Origin of the sequence: Sorangium sp. So ce204, from assembly GCF_051526795.1 — a bacterium.
Classification (GTDB): Bacteria; Myxococcota_A; Polyangia; order Polyangiales; family Polyangiaceae; genus Sorangium; species Sorangium cellulosum_B.
On sequence record NZ_CP150317.1, the window covers coordinates 113,508 to 130,346 of the forward strand.

The following is a 16,839-nucleotide window of genomic DNA, read 5'->3' on the forward strand; positions in this document are numbered from 1 at the left end:
TCCGGCTTCTGGCGCGACGCGAGGAGCTCGCATCGGGCTGGATTTCTCGTGTCGAGGAGCTGCGCCGGTCCGGGCTCGGGGGCTCGGTGACGACGTTGAAGCAGAGGGGGCCGGGCTGGCATCTCTGTTGCGAAGCGCCCCTGCGGCGACGATGAGCCGGGCGAGGGAATGCGCTGCTGAAGAGGCGATTCGCCTCCACTCCTCTGGCTGGGTGAACCAGCGCAGCATGAGCTCCGCGGTCCCCCCGATGAATGTCGAGACGCCGTACTCATACGCTTTACACATGGAGAGTGGCACGATGAGCCGAACTTATGCCGCGGTGGGGTGTCTATTCGCTTCGATGGTCGCGATGGCCGCCACGGGTTGCGCCGTGGAGATGCAGGACGATCAGGTCGACGGGGTCGATCCGGGCGACGAGGACGTCGCCGAGGTGGAGCAGGCGTACAGCGAGGCGACGTGCGCCACCGTCGCTCCGGTGACGACCTATATCGGTGGATACAACTACTACTCGCCGCAGACGTACACCACGACGGGCTGCTACAAGAGCCAGGCGGTCGACGTCGTCGGCTACGAGGCCGGTTTCCCTGCGGCGCCCGGTCCCAACCACGAGCTGAATACGTACGTGGATTGGGCGGACACCCTGCCGACGGACCCGGAGGCGTGCCGCGATCTGTACATGGCTGCTACCCTGTACCACGAGGATGACGGGGTGATGGTCCCCGTGGAGATGGCGCAGAGACGCGGCCAGTACGTCGCCGGCAGCGGCTGCAACGTCGGTCTCAGCCATGGACTCAAGTTCTATACGCCCTTTGTGGCCACCCACAGCTACCGCGTCGTCGCCACCGCCCGAACCGGCAATGGCAGCGCCTTCCCGACGCGGAAGTTCAGGATCCGTACGGTGTGGGAGCCGAACTGAGCCGCCTATCGCAGGCGCTTGGCGCTGGCGCCCCTCACACCCTGAGCACCACCCTTCTCGCCCTCTCGCCCGTCGCCTTCGCGATCGCCTGAACGTAGAGCCTCACCTGCTCGCGCTGGCGGCCTCGATGGCCAGAACTTCGCCGCGGCGCCCAGGAGCCTCACGAGCCCTCGGTCGTGATCCGCGTGTGGGGGGTGAGGCCTACGAATTCGATTCGGAATCCGCTCGGGTCCCGCGTCTCGGCCGCGAGCTTCGCGAGGAGCTCCCGGACCGGATCGCCCGACCCGCATGCAGCTCCGGCTTCGGGGTCGCGGCAGCCGTCCACAATCCCGACGGAACCGTCGGAGAGGCCTGATGCCCCCGGCTCACCTGTCGCCGCTCTCGCCCCGCTCCGGCTCGTCGTCGTCCAGGAGCGGCGCCACCTCGGCCCACAGCGCATCCAGATCGAGCTCCAGCCCGTCCAGCCCCGGTACGCGCACCTTCCCTTCCGAGGCGGGCAACCGCTGCACGTAGTACCCGTCAGGGCCGAGCTCGTACAGCTCGACGAGCTGCGCGTCCGGATCCACGAGCCAGTACCAGCGCACCCCGAAGCGGGCGTACTCGCGGGTCTTCTCCATCCGGTCGCGCCGCACGTCGCGCGGCCGCTGCGAGAGCACCTCGACCACCACGGTCGGGGGGATCCGGGAGAGCGCATCGCGGCCGCGGAGAGGCGCGCCCGGGGCGTACATGCACACGTCGGCCTTGCGCCCGCGTCGCGCCGAGACACCGAGCTTGTACTCCGAGCCGAACACCCAGCCGCCCCGCGGTCGGGCCCATCCGCGCAGCACCTCGATCAGCCAGCTGACCACCGCCTCGTGCAGCGTCGTCGGCACCTCTTCCTCCACGAGACGACCGTCCAGGAGCTCACCCGGCTGGTCCTCCTCCATGTCGGCCCATTGCTCCAGCGTCATCGGCTCAGGTCGGAGGATCTCCGCTGTCGCTGTCGAACCCATGGCACCCATCGTACCACCGCACGGGCTCCCTGCGACGCGCCACCCACGGGCTTCCCTCTGCGTCCGGCGGCGCCCCTCACACCCTGAGCACGACCCCTCTCGCCCTCTCGCCCGTCGCCTCGGCGATCGCTCGTACGTAGAGGCGCACCTGCGCCTCCTGCGCCGCGTGCGCCGTGCCCGCGTCGGAGCCCGTCTTGAAATCGACCACGGTCCAGATCCCCACGTCGCCCACGCTCTCGCGGAACGAGAGGTCGACGATGCCCTCGGCGATCGTCCCGTCCTCGAGCCGCAGGAGCAGCGGCGTCTCCCGCTCGCACGCGCCGCGGGCCGCGCTCTCCGCTGCGCGCCGGAGCAGCGGGTGATCGAGCGCCGCCACCGCCGCCGAGACCGCCGCGTCGACCTCCTCGGCCGGCGCCCCGAGCATCCGCGCCTGCGCCGCTGCCACCGTCCGCACCTCGTCCTCGCCCGCCCGGAGGTCCACCTCGGCCAGCACCGCGTGCACCAGCGTCCCGAACCGCTTGCCGTAGGGCCGGCCCTCGCGCGCGATCTCCGTCTGCTCGAACGAGATCACCGGCAGCGCGTCCGCCCGCTCTCCCCGCGCCGCCCCGCTGCCGCTCGTCTGCGCATCCGCCGCCGCTGCCGCATCCGCCGCCTCGTGGCTGATCTCCGTCGCGGTCTTCACGCGGAACGCCGCCACCGCGCCGTCCACGATCGCCCGCTGCCGCGCCTCCAACCACACCTCGTGCCCGCGCTGCCCGAGCTCTCCTCCGAGCACGGCGCTCGCCGTCGCCCCGCCGCTCCCGAGGACCCCGGCGCCGCTCGCTGGCCCGGCGCCCGCCGCCGCCACGCCCGCCGTCGCGCCGCCCGCGTCCGCCTGCAGGATCCGCTGCTGGCGCAGCCCCGCCTCCGGCTCGCGATCCAGATCCAGCGCGCCAGGATCCCACCACACAACGCGGTGCGAGCCCGCCATCGGCGCGTGCTCCCCCGGCGCGACCGCGTCCCGCTCGTCGGCCTCGCACCGCGCCGGGCGCTCCAGCACCGTGTCGGTCCCGAACGGAGGGCAGCCGAGGTCCTCGCAACGCCGAGGGCTCCGTCGCTCGCGCGGCGCCGGGTAGAGCACGGGGTGCAGCACGTCGAGCCAGCCGTCGCTCGTGCCGTCGCCCGGGCGCGCGTCGCCCACCGCGGGCACGACCAAGAGCTCGCGCGCCCGCGTCGCCGCCACGTACGCGAGCCGCACCGCCTCCTCGCGATCGCGGCGCAGCACCTCGTCGCGGCGCTCGACGAGCTCCGCGGGCACGCAGCCGGCGATCGGCTCCGCCCACAGGCCGAGCTCCGGATCCACGTGCCGCGACGGGAGCTGGTGCACCGCCGGCGACGCCGGATCGGCCAGGATCACCACCGGGAACTCGAGCCCCTTGGCCCGGTGCACCGTCATGATCCGCACCCCCTCCGTCCCCTCCTCGACGACCGGCGCCTCCGCGACCTCGCCCCGCTCGGCGTCGAGCTCGAGCCGCTCCACGAACGCGCGGAACGACGTCGCGCCGGCCGCCTCGAAGCGCCGCCCGAGATCCATCACCCGCAGCACGTTCGCGAGCGCTTGCTCCCCCGTCGGCCAGATCGCGATGCCCGCGTGCGCGCGCGTCTCGTCGAGGAGCCCGCCGAGGGTGTCCGCGATCGGCCGCCGGTTGCGCTCGCGGTGCAGCCTGCCGAGCACCGCGAGCGCCTCCGCGACCTCGCGGAGCGGCCGCGCGCCGCCCTCCACCGCGAGATCGAGCGCCCCGTCATCGGGCGGCTGAAACAGCGGGTGCAAGCGCCGGAACCGGTCGCGGTAGAGCAGGAGCACGTCGTCCGTCAGCGCGAAGAGGGGCCCGCGCAGCGTCGCGTAGACGCTGAGCTCGTCGTCCGGCCACTCGATCGCGAGCAGCGCGCTCCGCACCGCCATCACCTCCTCGCGATCGTGGAACGACCGCCCGCCCACGAGCACGTGCGGGATCCGCCGCGCCTCGAGCGCCCGCACGTAGGCGCGGGTCGCGTCCTCCCCGAACGTCTGGAACCGCTTGAACAAAAGGCAGATGTGCCGCGCCTCGAGCGGCACCCGCTGGCCCGGGCGCTCGCGCTCCGTCACCGTCCAGCGCCGCGCGCCGCCACCGTCCAGCGCCGCGCCGGCGCCGCCGTGGATGAGGTGGTGGACGAAGGCGCCGACCGCGTCCGGGATCGACTGCCGCACACGGAAATCGGAGATCTTGCCGAAGTCGCCGTAAGGCCGCGGCACCGGGAGCGCGATGACCGTCGGCTGCTCCGGCGGATCGTCCCGGAACCGCTCGAGCGCGACGTACCGCGCCTGGGTCGCCGCGCGCTCGCCCTCGGCGGTGCCTCCCTGCATCAGCGGCGCGAACGCCGCGTTGACGGCCTCCTGGATCGATGGGGCGCTGCGGAAGCTCGTCGACAGGTACAGGACGCTCGCGCCGCACGCGACGAGCCGGGCCTTGGTCGCCTCGTAGAGCGCGACCTCGGCGCGGCGGAAGCGGTAGATCGACTGCTTCGGATCGCCGACCACGAAGAGCTTGCCGGGCACCGGGCGCGCCCGCGTCCAGTCGGCCTCGGAGAGGTCGTCGGCCGCGAGCAGGAGCAGGATCTCCGCCTGGAGCGGGTCGGTGTCCTGGAACTCGTCGACGAAGAGGTGCGAGAAGCGGAGGTTGAGCTCCTCGCGCACGCCGCGGCTCGATCGGAGGAGGTCCCGGGCGCAGAGGAGCAGGTCGAGGAAGTCGAGCTTGCCTGCGCGGGCCTTGAGCGCGTCGTACGCCTCGATCGGCGGCCGGAGCTCGCGCGAGAGGCAGGCGGCGAGATCGGCGCTCGCGGCCGTGAGCACGGCGTCGAGCTCGACCTTCACGCGGTCGCGCTGCGCGAGCACCTCGGCGCGCGTGAGATCGCCGCCGAACGCCTTGCCTGAGCCCTTCCAGCGCCATTCCTTCCAGCGCGCGACGTCGCCGAGCTCGGCCTCCAGGCCGTCGTGGTCGCGCCCGCCCGTCACCTCCTCGCGGCGCCGGAGCTCCGCGAGGTAGCGGTCGAGGTTCCGGAGGCTCTGCGCGAGGTAGTCGCCCTCTCGGTCGGCCTCGGCGCCCAGGTCCGCGAGCGCCGCGAGGCGGTCCAGGATCTCGTCGATGGCGCGCTCGCGGTCGAACGGATCGCGCCGCCAGGGGCGCGTGAAGTCGCGGTGCTCGGCGAGCCTCCACGCCGCGCTCCGGAGCAGGTCGCGCGGGCCCTGCGCGCCGTCGCGCGGGCGCCGGCGCAGGATCCGCCGCACGCCTTCGGGTGGATCGTTCAGGGTGCGCTGGAACCAGGCGTCGAAGGCCTGGTCGAAGAGCGCCTCGGCCTGATCCGCGGCCGCCACCTGGAACAGCGGGTCGACGCGCGCCTCGACCGGCCACTCGCGCAGGAGGTCGGCGCAGAAGGAGTGGATGGTCCCGATGCGCGCCGCCTCCAGGTGCGCGAGCGCCTCGTCGAGCCGCGCGCGCTCCGCCGGGCCTGCGCCCGGGTCGCTGCGCGCCCGCTCGATCTCGGCCCGGAGGCGCAGCTTCATCTCGCCGGCCGCCTTCTCCGTGAAGGTCACCGCGACGATGCGATCGAGCGTCCCGCCGCCCTCCTCGGGCGCCCTCCGCAGCACGGCGACGATCCGCGACACGAGCGCGGTGGTCTTGCCGGTGCCCGCGGCGGCCTCGACGACGAGCGTCGTCCGCAGATCGTCGCGGATGCGGCGGCGAGCGGGCTCATCCGCGAGCTCCCGCGCGCCGCGCGGCCGGGTCGCGTCGGCGGTCACGCGCGCCTCCGCGCGGGCTCGTGGCGCTGCCCGGGGGCGCGCGGCAGGAGCGCGCCGGCCAGGCTCGGGGAGGGGAGGAGGACGTGCCGCACTGGGTCGCGTGGGGAGGCTGTCGGGGGGAAGTAAGGTGGCTCAGATCGGCGTCGAAGGAAACGCTGCCGTGCCCGGCGGAAAGGCGGTCCGTTTTCCGGACGGGCTCATGTAGCCGCTGGGCGTGGATGTTCTTGTGCTAGCAGCAGGGGGAGCTGATCCATGCGCCTCGAGTCGATGAGCCCTGGAGCGCGGTGGGCGTACGCGCTCAAACCCGCGAGCTGGCCCAAGGTGCTCGTCCCGGCCGCCTACGGGCACGCGGTGGGCGCGGCCGTCGCCGGCGGGCTGTCCGCGGGGGCCCTCGCCTTCGGCGCGCTGTGGATGATGGCCGACGTCGCCTTCGTCGTGCTCCTGAACGACTGGGGCGATCGCGAGGTGGACGCCCTCAAGCGGCGCATGTTCCCGGATGGCTGCTCGCCGAAGACCATCCCGGACGGCATCCTTCCCGCCAAGGCCCTCCTGCTCGCCGGGCTCGGGGCCGGTGTCTCCGCCTTGCTCATGGCCTGGGGGGCGGGCGTCGCGCTCGATCGCCCGCTGCTGTTTCCCCTGGCCGCGCTCGGCCAGCTCGTCTTCGTCGCGTACACGCTGCCGCCGATCAGGCTCAACTACCGCGGCGGCGGCGAGCTCCTCGAGATGGCCGGCGTCGGCGGCGTGCTCCCCGTGCTGCACGCGTATGCCCAGTGCGGCGTGCTGGCGCCGGGGTGGCTCGTGGCGCTCCTGCCGGGGTTGCTCCTGCTCGCGCTGGCGAGCGCGCTCGCCAGCGGGCTGTCCGACGAGCAGAGCGACCGCGCCGGCGGCAAGCGCACCGTGGCCGCGCTGCTCGGCAATGCGGCCACCCGCCGGGTCATCGAGGCCCTCGCCGGCCTCGGCCCGCTCCTCTGGCTCGCGGCGTCCCTCCTCGCCGAGGACGCGCCGCCGCTCTGGTCGGTCGCGCCGGCGGCGGCCGTGGCGCTCTTCTTCAGGGCGCGGCTCCTCGAGAAGAGCCCCGAGGCGGTGACGAACGCCTTCGCCGCGCAGGCGGCCTACAAGCGCGAGCTCCACCGCGCGATCCAGTGGGGCATCGCCGCCCTGTCGGCGGCCGTGCTCGCCGCCGGGCTCCGCGCCGGGGGAGGGCCGACATGACGGGCGTCGCGGTCATCCCCCCGGAGGAGCGCGACGCGCTCGCGCGCCTCACGCCCCTCCTGGGCGCGCGGGCCTCGGTCGCGCCGGACCGGCCGTGCGCGCCCACCCCCGTCGCCCTGGTCGAGCAGATCGCGAACGGCAGCGAGGACGCCGAGCGGGCGCGCGCCTTTGCCCGCGGGCTCGGCGAGGTGATCTGCGCGGTCGCCGACAACTTCCCCGACAACATCTTCTGGGATCTCGACTACCTGGCCTGCTGCCTGTGGCAGGCCGGGAGCGCGCCCGCGATCGGCGACTTCGCCCGCCGCGTTGTGTCGCTCTGCCTGGGCTTCGGCAACAAGTCGAAGCTGCGCTTCCGCTACGCGCACGACTTCCTCTACGGCTACGACTGGGCTCGCTGGGTGATGCGCAAGCCGGAGGAGCGCGCGGGCATCGGGCCCTTCGACGTCTCGTTCTTCGACTACCTCGACGGCCGGCAGCGGGCGCTCGTCGAGCTCGTGGCCAGCAACGACCGCAAGTACTCGCAGCTGAACGGCCGGGAGTACCGCAACCCCTTCTCGTTCATCCGCGAGCCGCCCGAGGAGTCGCAGCTCCACTGCCTGCTCGCCCAGGTCGACCTGATCCCGCTCAAGGCCTGGCGCCTCGACGGCGAGCGCCGCTGGGACCTCCCCTTCACCGATCTGCGCGCCAAGCTGGCCGATCGCCTCGGCCTGTCGCGGGGCGAGGGGCGATGAGCGTCCGGCCGGGCGCGCTTCGGGCGTGGCTCGATGCGTCTCGGCTGGCCTCGCAGCCGAGCATCGCCCTCCCGCTGCTGCTCGGGCAGCTCGTCGGCGCGCGGGCCGCCGGCCGACCGCTCGACGTGGGGACGCTCGCGGCGGTCCAGCTGTTCGGCCTGCTGGACCAGCTCTTCATCGTCTACGCGAACGACGTCGCCGACCAGGAGACCGATCGCCGCAACCGGACCGCCACGCCCTTCTCGGGCGGCTCGCGCGTGCTGGTCGAGGGGCGCCTCTCGCCCCGCGCGCTCGGCGCCGCGGCCGTCGCCAGCGCCGCGGCGCTCGTGGCCGTCTCGGCGGCGCTCGCCGCGGCGCTGGCGACGGCCGCCGCGCCGCTGCTCGTGCTCCTGGCGATCGCGGCGCTCGTGCTGCTCTGGGCCTACAGCTACCCGCCGCTTCGCCTGTCGTACCGCGGCGGCGGGGAGCTGCTCCAGATGGTCGGCGTCGGCGCGGTCTTGCCGCTCTACGGCTACATCGCCCAGGGGGGCGACCCGGCGCGCTTCCCGTTCGCGCTGCTCGCGTTCCTGCTGCCGAGCCACCTCGGCTGCGCGATCGCCACCGCGCTCCCGGACGAGCCCTCGGATCGCGCGAGCGGCAAGCGGACGCTGCCCGCGCGCGTGGGCGGAGAGCGGGCGGCTCGGTGTGTGGTCCTCCTGAACGGGCTCTCGCTCGCGCTCGCGCCGGTCGGCCTGGGCGCTGTGGGCCTGAGCCCGGGGGCGGGCCTGCTCGCGCCGGCGGCGGCGGCGCTCGTCGTGCTGCTGGCCCGGCCAGCGCCGCCGGGCTCGCGCCTGCTGCTGGTCCGGGTCGCGGCGGCGGGCGCGGCGACGCTGTCGCTGGTCGGCTCGACCGTCATCGCCCTCGCCGCGCGCTGAGGAGCGAGGGCGCGATGTCGCACGAGTTCCTGCTGCTCTCGTTGCTCTTCCTCCTGCCAGGAGGCGTCATCTGGCTCGCGCGCCCGGATCTGCGCCCCCTGATGAAGCGGATGGCGCTCGCCTCGCTGCCGTTCGCGGCGACCGAGCGGCTGTTCTACCCGAGGTACTGGGCTCCGAAGTTCGTGTTCGACCTGGCCGATCGGATCGGGTTCGGCATCGAGGACGTGCTGTTCGTCGTCGGGCTCAGCGGATTCTCCTCGACCGTCTATGCCGTTGTGTTCCGCCGCGCGCCGGTGCCCTGCGCGGCGCAGGGCGCGCCGCGCGCGCGACCGTGGTTCCGCGCGGGGGCGCGACCGTGGTTGCGGGCCGCGGCGGTGATCGCGCTCGCGCTCGCCGCGGCCTGGGCGCTGGTCGCGGCGGGGGTGCCCGTCCTCTACGCCGCGGTGGCGACGATGGCGGCGTTCGCGGCGGCGCTCGTCGGGGCGCGCCGCGATCTGCTCGTGCCGGGCCTGCTCGGAGCGCTCCTGTCGGCGGCGCTCTACCTCGGCCTGTGCCTCGTCTTCGCGGCGCTCGTGCCCGGCGTGTTCGAGCGCACGTGGCGGCCCAGCGTGCTGCTGCCGGGGAGGGCGCTGCTCGGCGTGCCGCTCGACGAGGTCCTCTACGGGCTCGGCGCGGGCTTCGCGGCCACGGTGTTCCCGGCGTGGGCGTTCGGGTTCAGGTACGCGAAGGCGCCTCCGGTCGGGTCGCGCGCGGGCTGACGCCGGGGCCGCGCAACGCCGGGGAGGCGCCGTCCTGGAACGCCGACGCGCCGGGAGCGCCAGGGGGTCGTGCTTCCCCTGGCGCTCCCGGCGCCTTCGTCATTCGATCGGAGCGGCGGCGCTCCAGGGCACGGGCGGCGGCGTTTCGCTCGCGAAACCTCCCGCGGTCGGGGGGATCGCCCGCGTCCGTCGCGTCACGGCAGCATCAGGACGCACTCGGTCCGGCAGACCGGGCCGCCGGCGCCTCCGCCGCTCGGCTCCTCGCAGATCGTCCGGATGATCGCGCCGGGGGGGCAGGTGGCTCCCTCCACGCACTCGAGCCAGCAATCGCCGGGCGGGTACGCGTCGGCGCCGCCCATGCCGGTGCCGGTGCTGCTGCTGCTGCTGCTCTCGCCGGAGCAGACCTTCTGCTCGATCATGCCCGGGGGGCAGTAGGGCTCGACGGGCACGCACTCGGTCCAGCAATCGCCGGGGTAGGGCATGGCGCCCGCGCCGGTGCCGGTGCTGCCGGAGCTGCCGACAGAGACGGAGCTGCCGCCGCCGCAGACGGTCTGCGGGATGCTGTTCGGCGGGCAGTAGGGCTCGGTGGGCACGCACTCGGTCCAGCAACCGCCGCCGGGGTAGGGCATGCCGCCCATGCCGGTGCCGCTGCTGCTCGTGCCGGGCACGGGCTCGCCGTCTTCGCAGATGGTCTGCTGGGTCGTGCCCGGCGGGCAGTAGGGCTCGACAGGCACGCACTCGGTCCAGCAGTACTCCTGGCCGGGGTACGGGCTGGCGCCGCCGGCGCCGCCGGCGCCGCCGTAGCCGGTGCCGGTGCTGCCCGAGCTGCCGACCGAGACGGCGCTGCCGCTGCAGACGGTCTGCGGGATGCTGTTCGGCGGGCAGTAGGGCTCGGTGGGCACGCAGTCGGTCCAGCAGCTGCCGCCGGGGGGGCGCGGCGCGGCGAAGCCCGGATCGGAGCCGCCGATGCCCCCGCCAGCGCCGCCAGCGCCGCCGGCGCCGCCAGCGCCGCCGGTGCCCGCCCAGCCGCCCGAGCCGCCCGAGCCGCCGACGCCGACGCTGCTGCTGGTCACGGAGGAGCCGCCGTCGCAGTAAGTCTGCGGGGTGGTGCCGGGCGGGCAGTAGGGCTCGGTGGGCACGCACTCGGTCCAGCAGCCGCCGCCGGGGTACGGCCGGCTCGCGCCCGCATCGGCGCCGGCAGTGCCCGCCCAGCCACCCGAGCCGCCGACGCCGGCGCTGCTGCTGGTAACGGTGGTGCCTTCGTCGCAGAAGGTCTGCAGGGTGCTGCCCGGCGGGCAATAGGGCCCGACGGGCACACACTCGGTCCAGCACGGCTCGGACGGCATCGGCATGCCGCCAGCGTCCCAGCCACCGGTGCCGCCGACGCCGACGCCGACCGTGGTGGTGCCGCCGCACACGGTCTGCTCGATCGTGCCCGGCGGGCAGTACGGCCGCGGCGGGATGCACTCGGTCCAGCACTGGCCCGGATCGACGGGGATGGCGGTGCCGCCGGCGAAGCCACCCTGGCCCGAAGAGGCGGTGCCGCCGCTGCAGATGGTCTGCTCGCTCCAGTCAGGAGGACAGATGCTGTCGGGCACACACTGCTCCTCGCACATCTCGCCGATCTCGCACGGTGAACAGACCGTCTCCCAGTGAAAGCCAGGTCCGCAGTCGGGCTCTGGCGGCGGTGATGGCTCGTCCACGCCCCCACAGCCCTGCCCCTTGGCGCCGGTGAGCACAACGAGCGCGGAGAGCGCAATCAGACCCTGGAGAGAGGAGCGAGCGGCTGACGAACGCGAGATAAGAGAGGAGAAGATCGCGAAACGCATGGGGGGTACTCCATCCTGCGTGCCTGTGCGAGACACGCGATCAAGGAACGATGGCTCTGCGTCGCGGCATGCGAGCGCTGCTGCGCGCGGCGTCTCAGCGCCGACTCGGAGAGCTCGCGTAGAGATAAAGCACTGGACATGCCAGGCGCGTCCGCCTGCTCGGTGGCGCCGCCGGCCGCACGGACCGACGCGTATCGGCCGGCTTTTCGCGGACGCGCGGCGCCCGCTGCGCGCAGCCTCACAGCGAGACAGGGCCACAGTGTGACGTGGAGCGCTGCCTACGTGTCACGTTGAGCCAACCGGCGCCACGGGGGGGGCGGCAGGCAAGCGGATGGAAGGATGGGGGAATTTTCTTGTTGGGTGACCTGGATGACCCGACCCAGGTTGAGGTTTGGATGCCCCGACCCCGGATGACCCGACCCAGGTTGAGGTGCTCGTGGGCATGGGCGTGGGGATGACCCGACCCAGGTTGAGGTTCGCGCGCCAACGGACGCGGGAGGGTGACCCGACCCAGGTTGAGGCTCGGCTGGGATGACCCGACGCAGGTTGAGGTTCGGCTGGGATGACCCGACCCAGGTTGAGGTTCGCGCGCGATCCTGGTCGGGGTTCGGCTGGGATGACCCGATCCAGGTTGAGGTTCGCGGAGGTTCGCGGGGGCGGAGGCGACCCGGGTCGGGATACCGAACCAGGTTGAGGTGCTCGACCCAGGTTGAGGTGCTCGCGCGACCCAGGTTGGGGCAGCGCCCCGATCGAGCGCGGAGCTACTGCGCGGAGGCGGGCCGCACGTAGGGCAGCCGCGCCGCCACCTGCCGGACCTCCGCGGCCCCCTCGAGCAGCTGGGCGATCGGATCCCAGGTGCCCCGGATCAGCGACTCGCGCGCGCCCGGCTTGATCGTGAAGGGCACCGTGAGATCGCTCCCCGCCCGGACGACCTGCTCCTGCAGGTCGACCGTGACCGGGGTCGTCGGGTCGGCGTTCACGCGCGCCACGAGCGCGGCGCGGTCCTCGCGGCTCACCGAGACGCAGGGGATGCCGAGCGTCGTCGAGTTGCCGAAGAAGATCTCGGCGAAGCTCTCGGCGATGACGGCCTTGAAACCCGCCTTCGCGATCGACTGCGGCGCGTGCTCGCGCGACGACCCGCAGCCGAAGTTGCGATCGGCGATCAGCACCGTGGCCCCCGCGAAGCGCGGGTCGTTCAGCGGGTGCTCCCGCTTCTCGCCGCGCTCGTCGAAGCGCACGTCCCGGAAGAGGTGCTCGCCGATGCCGTCGAAGGTGACGCACTTCAAGAAGCGCGCCGGGATGATGCGGTCCGTGTCGATGTCGTCCCCCGGAACGTGAACGGCGCGACCGGTGACGGATTGAATCAAATCGAGTGCCATTGGGATCTCCCTCGGGTGCGAGCGTCGTCAGATTCCGAACACGTCACGAGCGTCGGCGATCTCGCCGCGGACGGCGGCCGCCGCGACCATCACCGGGCTCATGAGCACGGTGCGCCCGGTGGGGCTCCCCTGCCTGCCCTTGAAGTTGCGGTTGGACGAGGAGGCGCACAGCTCATCCCCGATGAGCTTGTCGGGGTTCATCGCCAGGCACATCGAGCAGCCCGGCTCGCGCCACTCGAAGCCCGCCTCGCGGAAGACCCGATCCAGCCCCTCGGCCTCGGCCGCGCGCGCCACCTCCATCGACCCCGGGACGGCCAGCGCGCGCACGTGCGGCGCGACCCTGTGCCCCTGGATGCGCCGCGCGACCTCCCGGAAATCCGAGAGGCGCCCGTTCGTGCAGCTCCCGATGAACGCCACGTTGATCTTCGTCCCCTCGATCGGCTTGCCGCCCTCGAGCCGCATGTACTCGAGCGCCTCGCGGATCAGCGCCCGCTCGGACTCGTTCGCCACGTCCTCGGCCGCCGGGACCTTCTCCTTCACCGAGATCGCCTGCCCCGGCGTGATGCCCCAGGTGACCGTCGGCGCGATCTCGCTCGCGTCGATCCGGACGACGTCGTCGTAACGCGCGGCCTCGTCCGACGCGATCGAGCGCCAGTACTGGAGCGCCTCCTCCCACGCCTCGCCCTTCGGCGCGTACGGACGCCCCTTCATGTACTCGAACGTCGCCTGGTCCGGGTTGACATAGCCGACCCGGGCGCCGCCCTCGATCGACATGTTGCACAGGGTCATCCGCTCCTCCATCGAGAACCCCTCGATGGTCGACCCGCCGTACTCGTACGCGTAGCCCGTGCCGCCGGACACGCCGAGCCGGCGGATGATCTCGAGGATGATGTCCTTCGCGTAGACGCCCGGCCCGAGCTTGCCCTCCACCTGGATCCGCCGGACCTTGAGCCGCTGGAGGCTCAGCGTCTGCGTGGCGAGCACGTCGCGCACCTGCGTCGTCCCGATCCCGAACGCGATCGCGCCGAACGCGCCGTGCGTCGACGTGTGCGAGTCGCCGCACGCGATCGTCATGCCCGGCTGCGTGAGGCCGAGCTCCGGGCCGATGATGTGCACGATGCCCTGCTTCCCCGACTCGAGATCGAAGAACGTGACGCCCTGCTCGGTGCACGCCTTCTTGAGCGCGTCGACCATCCCCTCGGCCAGCGTGTCCTTGAACGGCCGCTTGCGGTTGTCGGTCGGGACGATGTGATCGAGGGTCGCGAACGTCCGCTCGGGCATGCTCACCCGCAGGCCGAGATCGCGGAGCATCCCGAACGCCTGGGGGCTCGTCACCTCGTGGATCAGGTGAAGGCCGATGAAGAGCTGGTCCTCGCCGCTCGGCAACGTGCGGACTTTGTGGAGGTCCCAAACCTTGTCATAGAGACTCTTACCCATGATGGCCTCTCGCGGTGCGCTGGAATCGGGTGAAGGGGGGTGAAGGGGACGGCGTGCGAAGCGAAGCGGACCGGCCCGACGCCGGCGCCGGGGCGCGCCAGCGCGCCTCCCTCGAAGGCGGCCGGCCGCCGCCGGTCTGGCGGTGCAACGTCGGGCGGGCGGCATGACTATGCGGGCGCGAGAGGATTAAGTCGAATGAAACTTTTTTCACGATCGATTAAGTAAAGCTACATGGACGCGTCGCTGCTCCCCGCGCTCGAGGACGTGCTGATGGTGGCCCGGTCGGGCTCGGTCGCCGAGGCGGCGCGGCGGCTGCACAAGACGCCGTCGGCGATCAGCCAGCAGGTGCGCCGGGTAGAGGAGCGCTTCGGGGTGGCGCTGTTCGAGCGCGACGGGCGCGGCGTGCGGCTGAGCCCGGCCGGCGAGGCGGCGCTCGGCGCGATCACGCGGCTGTTCGACCAGGCGGAGGGGGTGTTCGAGCTGCTCTCGGAGCTGGCGGGGGAGCCGTCGACGACCCTGCGCGTGGCGGCGAGCGACTACCTCGGCAAGGGGCTGCTCGTGCCGGTGATCCGCCAGATGCTCGAGAAGCGCGCGCCCGTGCGGTTCGCGATCACGACGGCGAACTCGGTCGACGCCGCGCGGGGGGTGGAGCGCGGCGAGGTGGATCTGGGCCTCGCGTCGGCGTCCTCGGCGGGCGGCGATCTCGTGAAGCAGCCGCTGTTCGTGCAGCCGTTCCTCTGGGTGGGGCCGCGGCTCAAGGGCTCGGCGCCGGCGCTGCGCGAGCGGCTCCGGCACGAGCCGCTGCTCCGGCTGGCGCCCGGCAGCGTGGGGCGGCGGATGCTCGACGCGTACCTGGATCGCGAGCGGATCCGGCCCATCTCGACGATCGACGTGTCGAGCGTGTCGCTCCTCGTCTCGTACGTCTCCGGCGGGCTCGGCATCGGCCTCGCGCCGGCGCTCGCGCTGACCGACGTGGCGCGCTCGCGGCTCGACGTCGAGATCGCGGAGGTCGACCCGCTGCCCGTCGAGCTGATGACGCGCGAGAATTTCCGGCGCAATCCGATCGTCGAGCGCTTCGTCGAGCGGCTCGCCGCCGAGGGGCGCCGCGCGGAGCAGCGGACGCGCGCGCTGCTCGGCGGCTGACGCCGCGCGAGGCGCGCCGCCGCCCGTCAGGTGGACGGGGGCGCGACACGAGGGCTCGCTTCGTCGACCGGAGCGCGCGCCCCGGGGCGCCAGCGCGACGGTCGGCGCGGCCGGCCTGCGTGGCTCAGGGCTCGCGCGTGTTGCCGCGCGTGTCCTTCAGCATCACGTCGTGGACGCCGCCCTCGTGGATGCTCACCGCGGACGCGACGGTCAGGCGCGCGCGCATGTACAGGTCGCGCAGCGAGGTGGCGCCGCAGTTGCACATCGTCGAGCGCACCTTGGCGAGGGTGACGTCGAGGTTGTCCTTCAGCTTGCCGGCGTACGGCACGTAGCTGTCGACGCCCTCCTCGAACTCGAGCTGATCCTTCTTCTTGCTGGTATCGCCGTGGTCGTAGCGCTGCCAGTTGCGCGCGCGGTTGCTCCCTTCGCCCCAGTACTCCTTCATGAACTGGTTGTTCACGCGGACCTTTCGCCCGGGCGACTCGTCGAAGCGCGCGAAGTAGCGGCCCATCATGACGAAGTCGGCGCCCATCGCGAGGGCGATGGTGATGTGGTAGTCCTGGCTGATGCCGCCGTCGGAGCAGATCGGCACGTAGACGCCGGTCCGCTGGAAGTACTCGTCGCGCGCCTTGGCCACCTCGATCACGGCCGACGCCTGGCCGCGGCCGATCCCCTTCTGCTCGCGCGTGATGCAGATCGAGCCGCCGCCGATGCCGACCTTGACGAAGTCGGCGCCGGCCTCGACCAGGTAGAGGAAGCCCTCGCGATCGACGACGTTGCCGGCGCCGACATAGGCCGGCTTGCCGAGCGACTTCACGAAGGCGATGGTGTCGCCCTGCCACTCGGAGTAGCCGTCCGACGAGTCGATACAGAGCACGTCGGCGCCCGCCTCCACGAGCGCCGGCACGCGCTCTCTGTAGTCGCGCGAGTTGATGCCGGCGCCGACGATGAGGCGCTTCTCGTGATCCACGTTCTCGAGCGGGTGCGCCTGGTGCGACTCGTAGTCCTTGCGAAACACCAGGTACTGGAGGTGCTGTCGCTCATCGATGACGGGCAGGGTGTTGAGCTTGTGACGCCAGATGAGCTCATTCGCCTCCTGCAGATCGAGGCCGACCTTGCCGCAGTGGATCGACTTGAACGGCGTCATGATCTCGCGCACCGGCGTGCTGAGCGGCGTCTTGCCGAGCCGGTAATCGCGGCTCGTGATGATGCCGACGAACCTGCCCGTGGGCGTGCCGTCCTCGGTGATCGCAATCGTGGAGTGGCCCGTGCGATCGGTGAGCGCGAGGACGTCGCCGAGCGTCGCGTCGGGGCGCAGGTTCGAGTCGCTCACGACGAACCCGGCCTTGTAGTTCTTCACGCGCCGCACCATGGAGGCTTCCTCCTCGATGCCCTGCGAGCCGTACACGAACGACAGGCCGCCGCAGCGCGCGAGCGCGATCGCGAGCTCGGCGCCCGAGACCGACTGCATCATCGCGCTGGTGATCGGCACGCTGATCGTGAGCGGCGCGAGCCTCGGATCCGGCGGCGTCGCGCCCGGATCGGCCTTGAACCGGGCGACAGGGGCCGTGAGATCGACGTTCGAGGGGACGCAGTCCTTCGTCGTCAGATTCGGGACGAGCAGGTACTCGCCAAACGTCCTGCTCGGCTCATCGTAGATGAATGCCATGTCGGCTCCTAGTGCAAGGATCCCCGGCTGTCAAACGCGAGC

12 protein-coding genes and 1 CRISPR repeat array are annotated in these 16,839 nt (G+C 72.6%); of the genes, 6 read left to right on the forward strand and 6 right to left on the reverse strand.

Translation table 11 applies throughout. From position 1 onward, the window contains the following. The first annotated feature begins 298 nt into the window (after positions 1-298). The gene (locus WMF22_RS00445; RefSeq protein ID WP_437297142.1) at positions 299-916 is read left to right on the forward strand and encodes a hypothetical protein; all 618 of its coding nucleotides are present in this window, start codon (positions 299-301) and stop codon (positions 914-916) included. Between the two features lie 365 nt (positions 917-1,281). Here the strand turns inward: WMF22_RS00445 and WMF22_RS00450 are convergent, their stop codons facing one another. Next, a complete protein-coding gene (locus tag WMF22_RS00450; RefSeq protein WP_438034475.1) occupies positions 1,282-1,908 on the reverse strand; it encodes a Uma2 family endonuclease in 627 nt (208 codons plus the stop codon). Between the two features lie 76 nt (positions 1,909-1,984). Then, entirely contained in the window at positions 1,985-5,725 is a 3,741-nt protein-coding gene (locus WMF22_RS00455) for a UvrD-helicase domain-containing protein (RefSeq protein ID WP_438034476.1), read from the reverse strand. Between the two features lie 252 nt (positions 5,726-5,977). Between WMF22_RS00455 and WMF22_RS00460 the strand changes: the two genes are divergently transcribed. From WMF22_RS00460 to WMF22_RS00475, 4 genes are read left to right on the forward strand one after another with little or no spacing between them, the layout of a single operon-like run. Beyond that, positions 5,978-6,937, forward strand: a complete 960-nt coding sequence (locus WMF22_RS00460; protein WP_438034477.1) for a prenyltransferase — start codon at positions 5,978-5,980, stop codon at positions 6,935-6,937. Beyond that, a complete protein-coding gene (locus WMF22_RS00465; protein ID WP_437297146.1) occupies positions 6,934-7,668 on the forward strand; it encodes a ferrochelatase in 735 nt (244 codons plus the stop codon). Before WMF22_RS00460 ends, WMF22_RS00465 begins: the two co-directional genes overlap by 4 nt. Next, positions 7,665-8,582 carry a prenyltransferase gene (locus WMF22_RS00470; RefSeq protein ID WP_438034478.1) on the forward strand — a complete coding sequence of 306 codons (918 nt, stop codon included), beginning with the start codon at positions 7,665-7,667 and terminating at the stop codon, positions 8,580-8,582. Before WMF22_RS00465 ends, WMF22_RS00470 begins: the two co-directional genes overlap by 4 nt. Positions 8,583-8,596: 14 nt before the next feature. Next, a complete protein-coding gene (locus WMF22_RS00475) occupies positions 8,597-9,340 on the forward strand; it encodes a lycopene cyclase domain-containing protein (RefSeq protein ID WP_437297148.1) in 744 nt (247 codons plus the stop codon). 194 nt (positions 9,341-9,534) lie between these two features. Here WMF22_RS00475 and WMF22_RS00480 read toward each other — a convergent pair whose 3' ends face one another. From WMF22_RS00480 to leuC, 3 genes are all read right to left on the reverse strand, one after another. Next, positions 9,535-10,938: a hypothetical protein gene (locus WMF22_RS00480; RefSeq protein WP_438034479.1), complete on the reverse strand. Its 1,404-nt coding sequence runs from the start codon at positions 10,936-10,938 to the stop codon at positions 9,535-9,537. Positions 10,939-11,536: 598 nt separating this feature from the next. Next, a CRISPR array of direct repeats spans positions 11,537-11,808; the repeat unit is 25 nt; unit sequence GGATGACCCGACCCAGGTTGAGGTT. A 122-nt stretch (positions 11,809-11,930) separates the two neighbouring features. Then, positions 11,931-12,548 carry a 3-isopropylmalate dehydratase small subunit gene (gene leuD, locus WMF22_RS00485; RefSeq protein ID WP_437297150.1) on the reverse strand — a complete coding sequence of 206 codons (618 nt, stop codon included), beginning with the start codon at positions 12,546-12,548 and terminating at the stop codon, positions 11,931-11,933. A gap of 27 nt (positions 12,549-12,575) precedes the next feature. Beyond that, positions 12,576-13,985: a 3-isopropylmalate dehydratase large subunit gene (gene leuC, locus WMF22_RS00490; protein ID WP_437297151.1), complete on the reverse strand. Its 1,410-nt coding sequence runs from the start codon at positions 13,983-13,985 to the stop codon at positions 12,576-12,578. 231 nt (positions 13,986-14,216) lie between these two features. Here leuC and WMF22_RS00495 point away from each other — a divergent pair, with 231 nt between their 5' ends. After that, the gene (locus tag WMF22_RS00495) at positions 14,217-15,128 is read left to right on the forward strand and encodes a LysR family transcriptional regulator (RefSeq protein WP_438034480.1); all 912 of its coding nucleotides are present in this window, start codon (positions 14,217-14,219) and stop codon (positions 15,126-15,128) included. A gap of 124 nt (positions 15,129-15,252) precedes the next feature. On the opposite strand, the gene WMF22_RS00500 is transcribed toward WMF22_RS00495, so the two are convergent. Continuing rightward, the gene (locus tag WMF22_RS00500) at positions 15,253-16,797 is read right to left on the reverse strand and encodes an IMP dehydrogenase (RefSeq protein ID WP_438034481.1); all 1,545 of its coding nucleotides are present in this window, start codon (positions 16,795-16,797) and stop codon (positions 15,253-15,255) included. Between the last annotated feature and the right edge of the window lie 42 nt (positions 16,798-16,839).

Coding starts and splice junctions, on each gene's coding strand:
- leuD (WP_437297150.1), bottom strand. CDS start 12,548: ATGGCACTCGATTTGATTCAATCCGTCACCGGTCGCGCCGTTCACGTT.
- WMF22_RS00495 (WP_438034480.1), top strand. CDS start 14,217: ATGGACGCGTCGCTGCTCCCCGCGCTCGAGGACGTGCTGATGGTGGCC.
- WMF22_RS00450 (WP_438034475.1), bottom strand. CDS start 1,908: ATGGGTTCGACAGCGACAGCGGAGATCCTCCGACCTGAGCCGATGACG.
- leuC (WP_437297151.1), bottom strand. CDS start 13,985: ATGGGTAAGAGTCTCTATGACAAGGTTTGGGACCTCCACAAAGTCCGC.
- WMF22_RS00475 (WP_437297148.1), top strand. CDS start 8,597: ATGTCGCACGAGTTCCTGCTGCTCTCGTTGCTCTTCCTCCTGCCAGGA.
- WMF22_RS00460 (WP_438034477.1), top strand. CDS start 5,978: ATGCGCCTCGAGTCGATGAGCCCTGGAGCGCGGTGGGCGTACGCGCTC.
- WMF22_RS00445 (WP_437297142.1), top strand. CDS start 299: ATGAGCCGAACTTATGCCGCGGTGGGGTGTCTATTCGCTTCGATGGTC.
- WMF22_RS00470 (WP_438034478.1), top strand. CDS start 7,665: ATGAGCGTCCGGCCGGGCGCGCTTCGGGCGTGGCTCGATGCGTCTCGG.
- WMF22_RS00500 (WP_438034481.1), bottom strand. CDS start 16,797: ATGGCATTCATCTACGATGAGCCGAGCAGGACGTTTGGCGAGTACCTG.
- WMF22_RS00465 (WP_437297146.1), top strand. CDS start 6,934: ATGACGGGCGTCGCGGTCATCCCCCCGGAGGAGCGCGACGCGCTCGCG.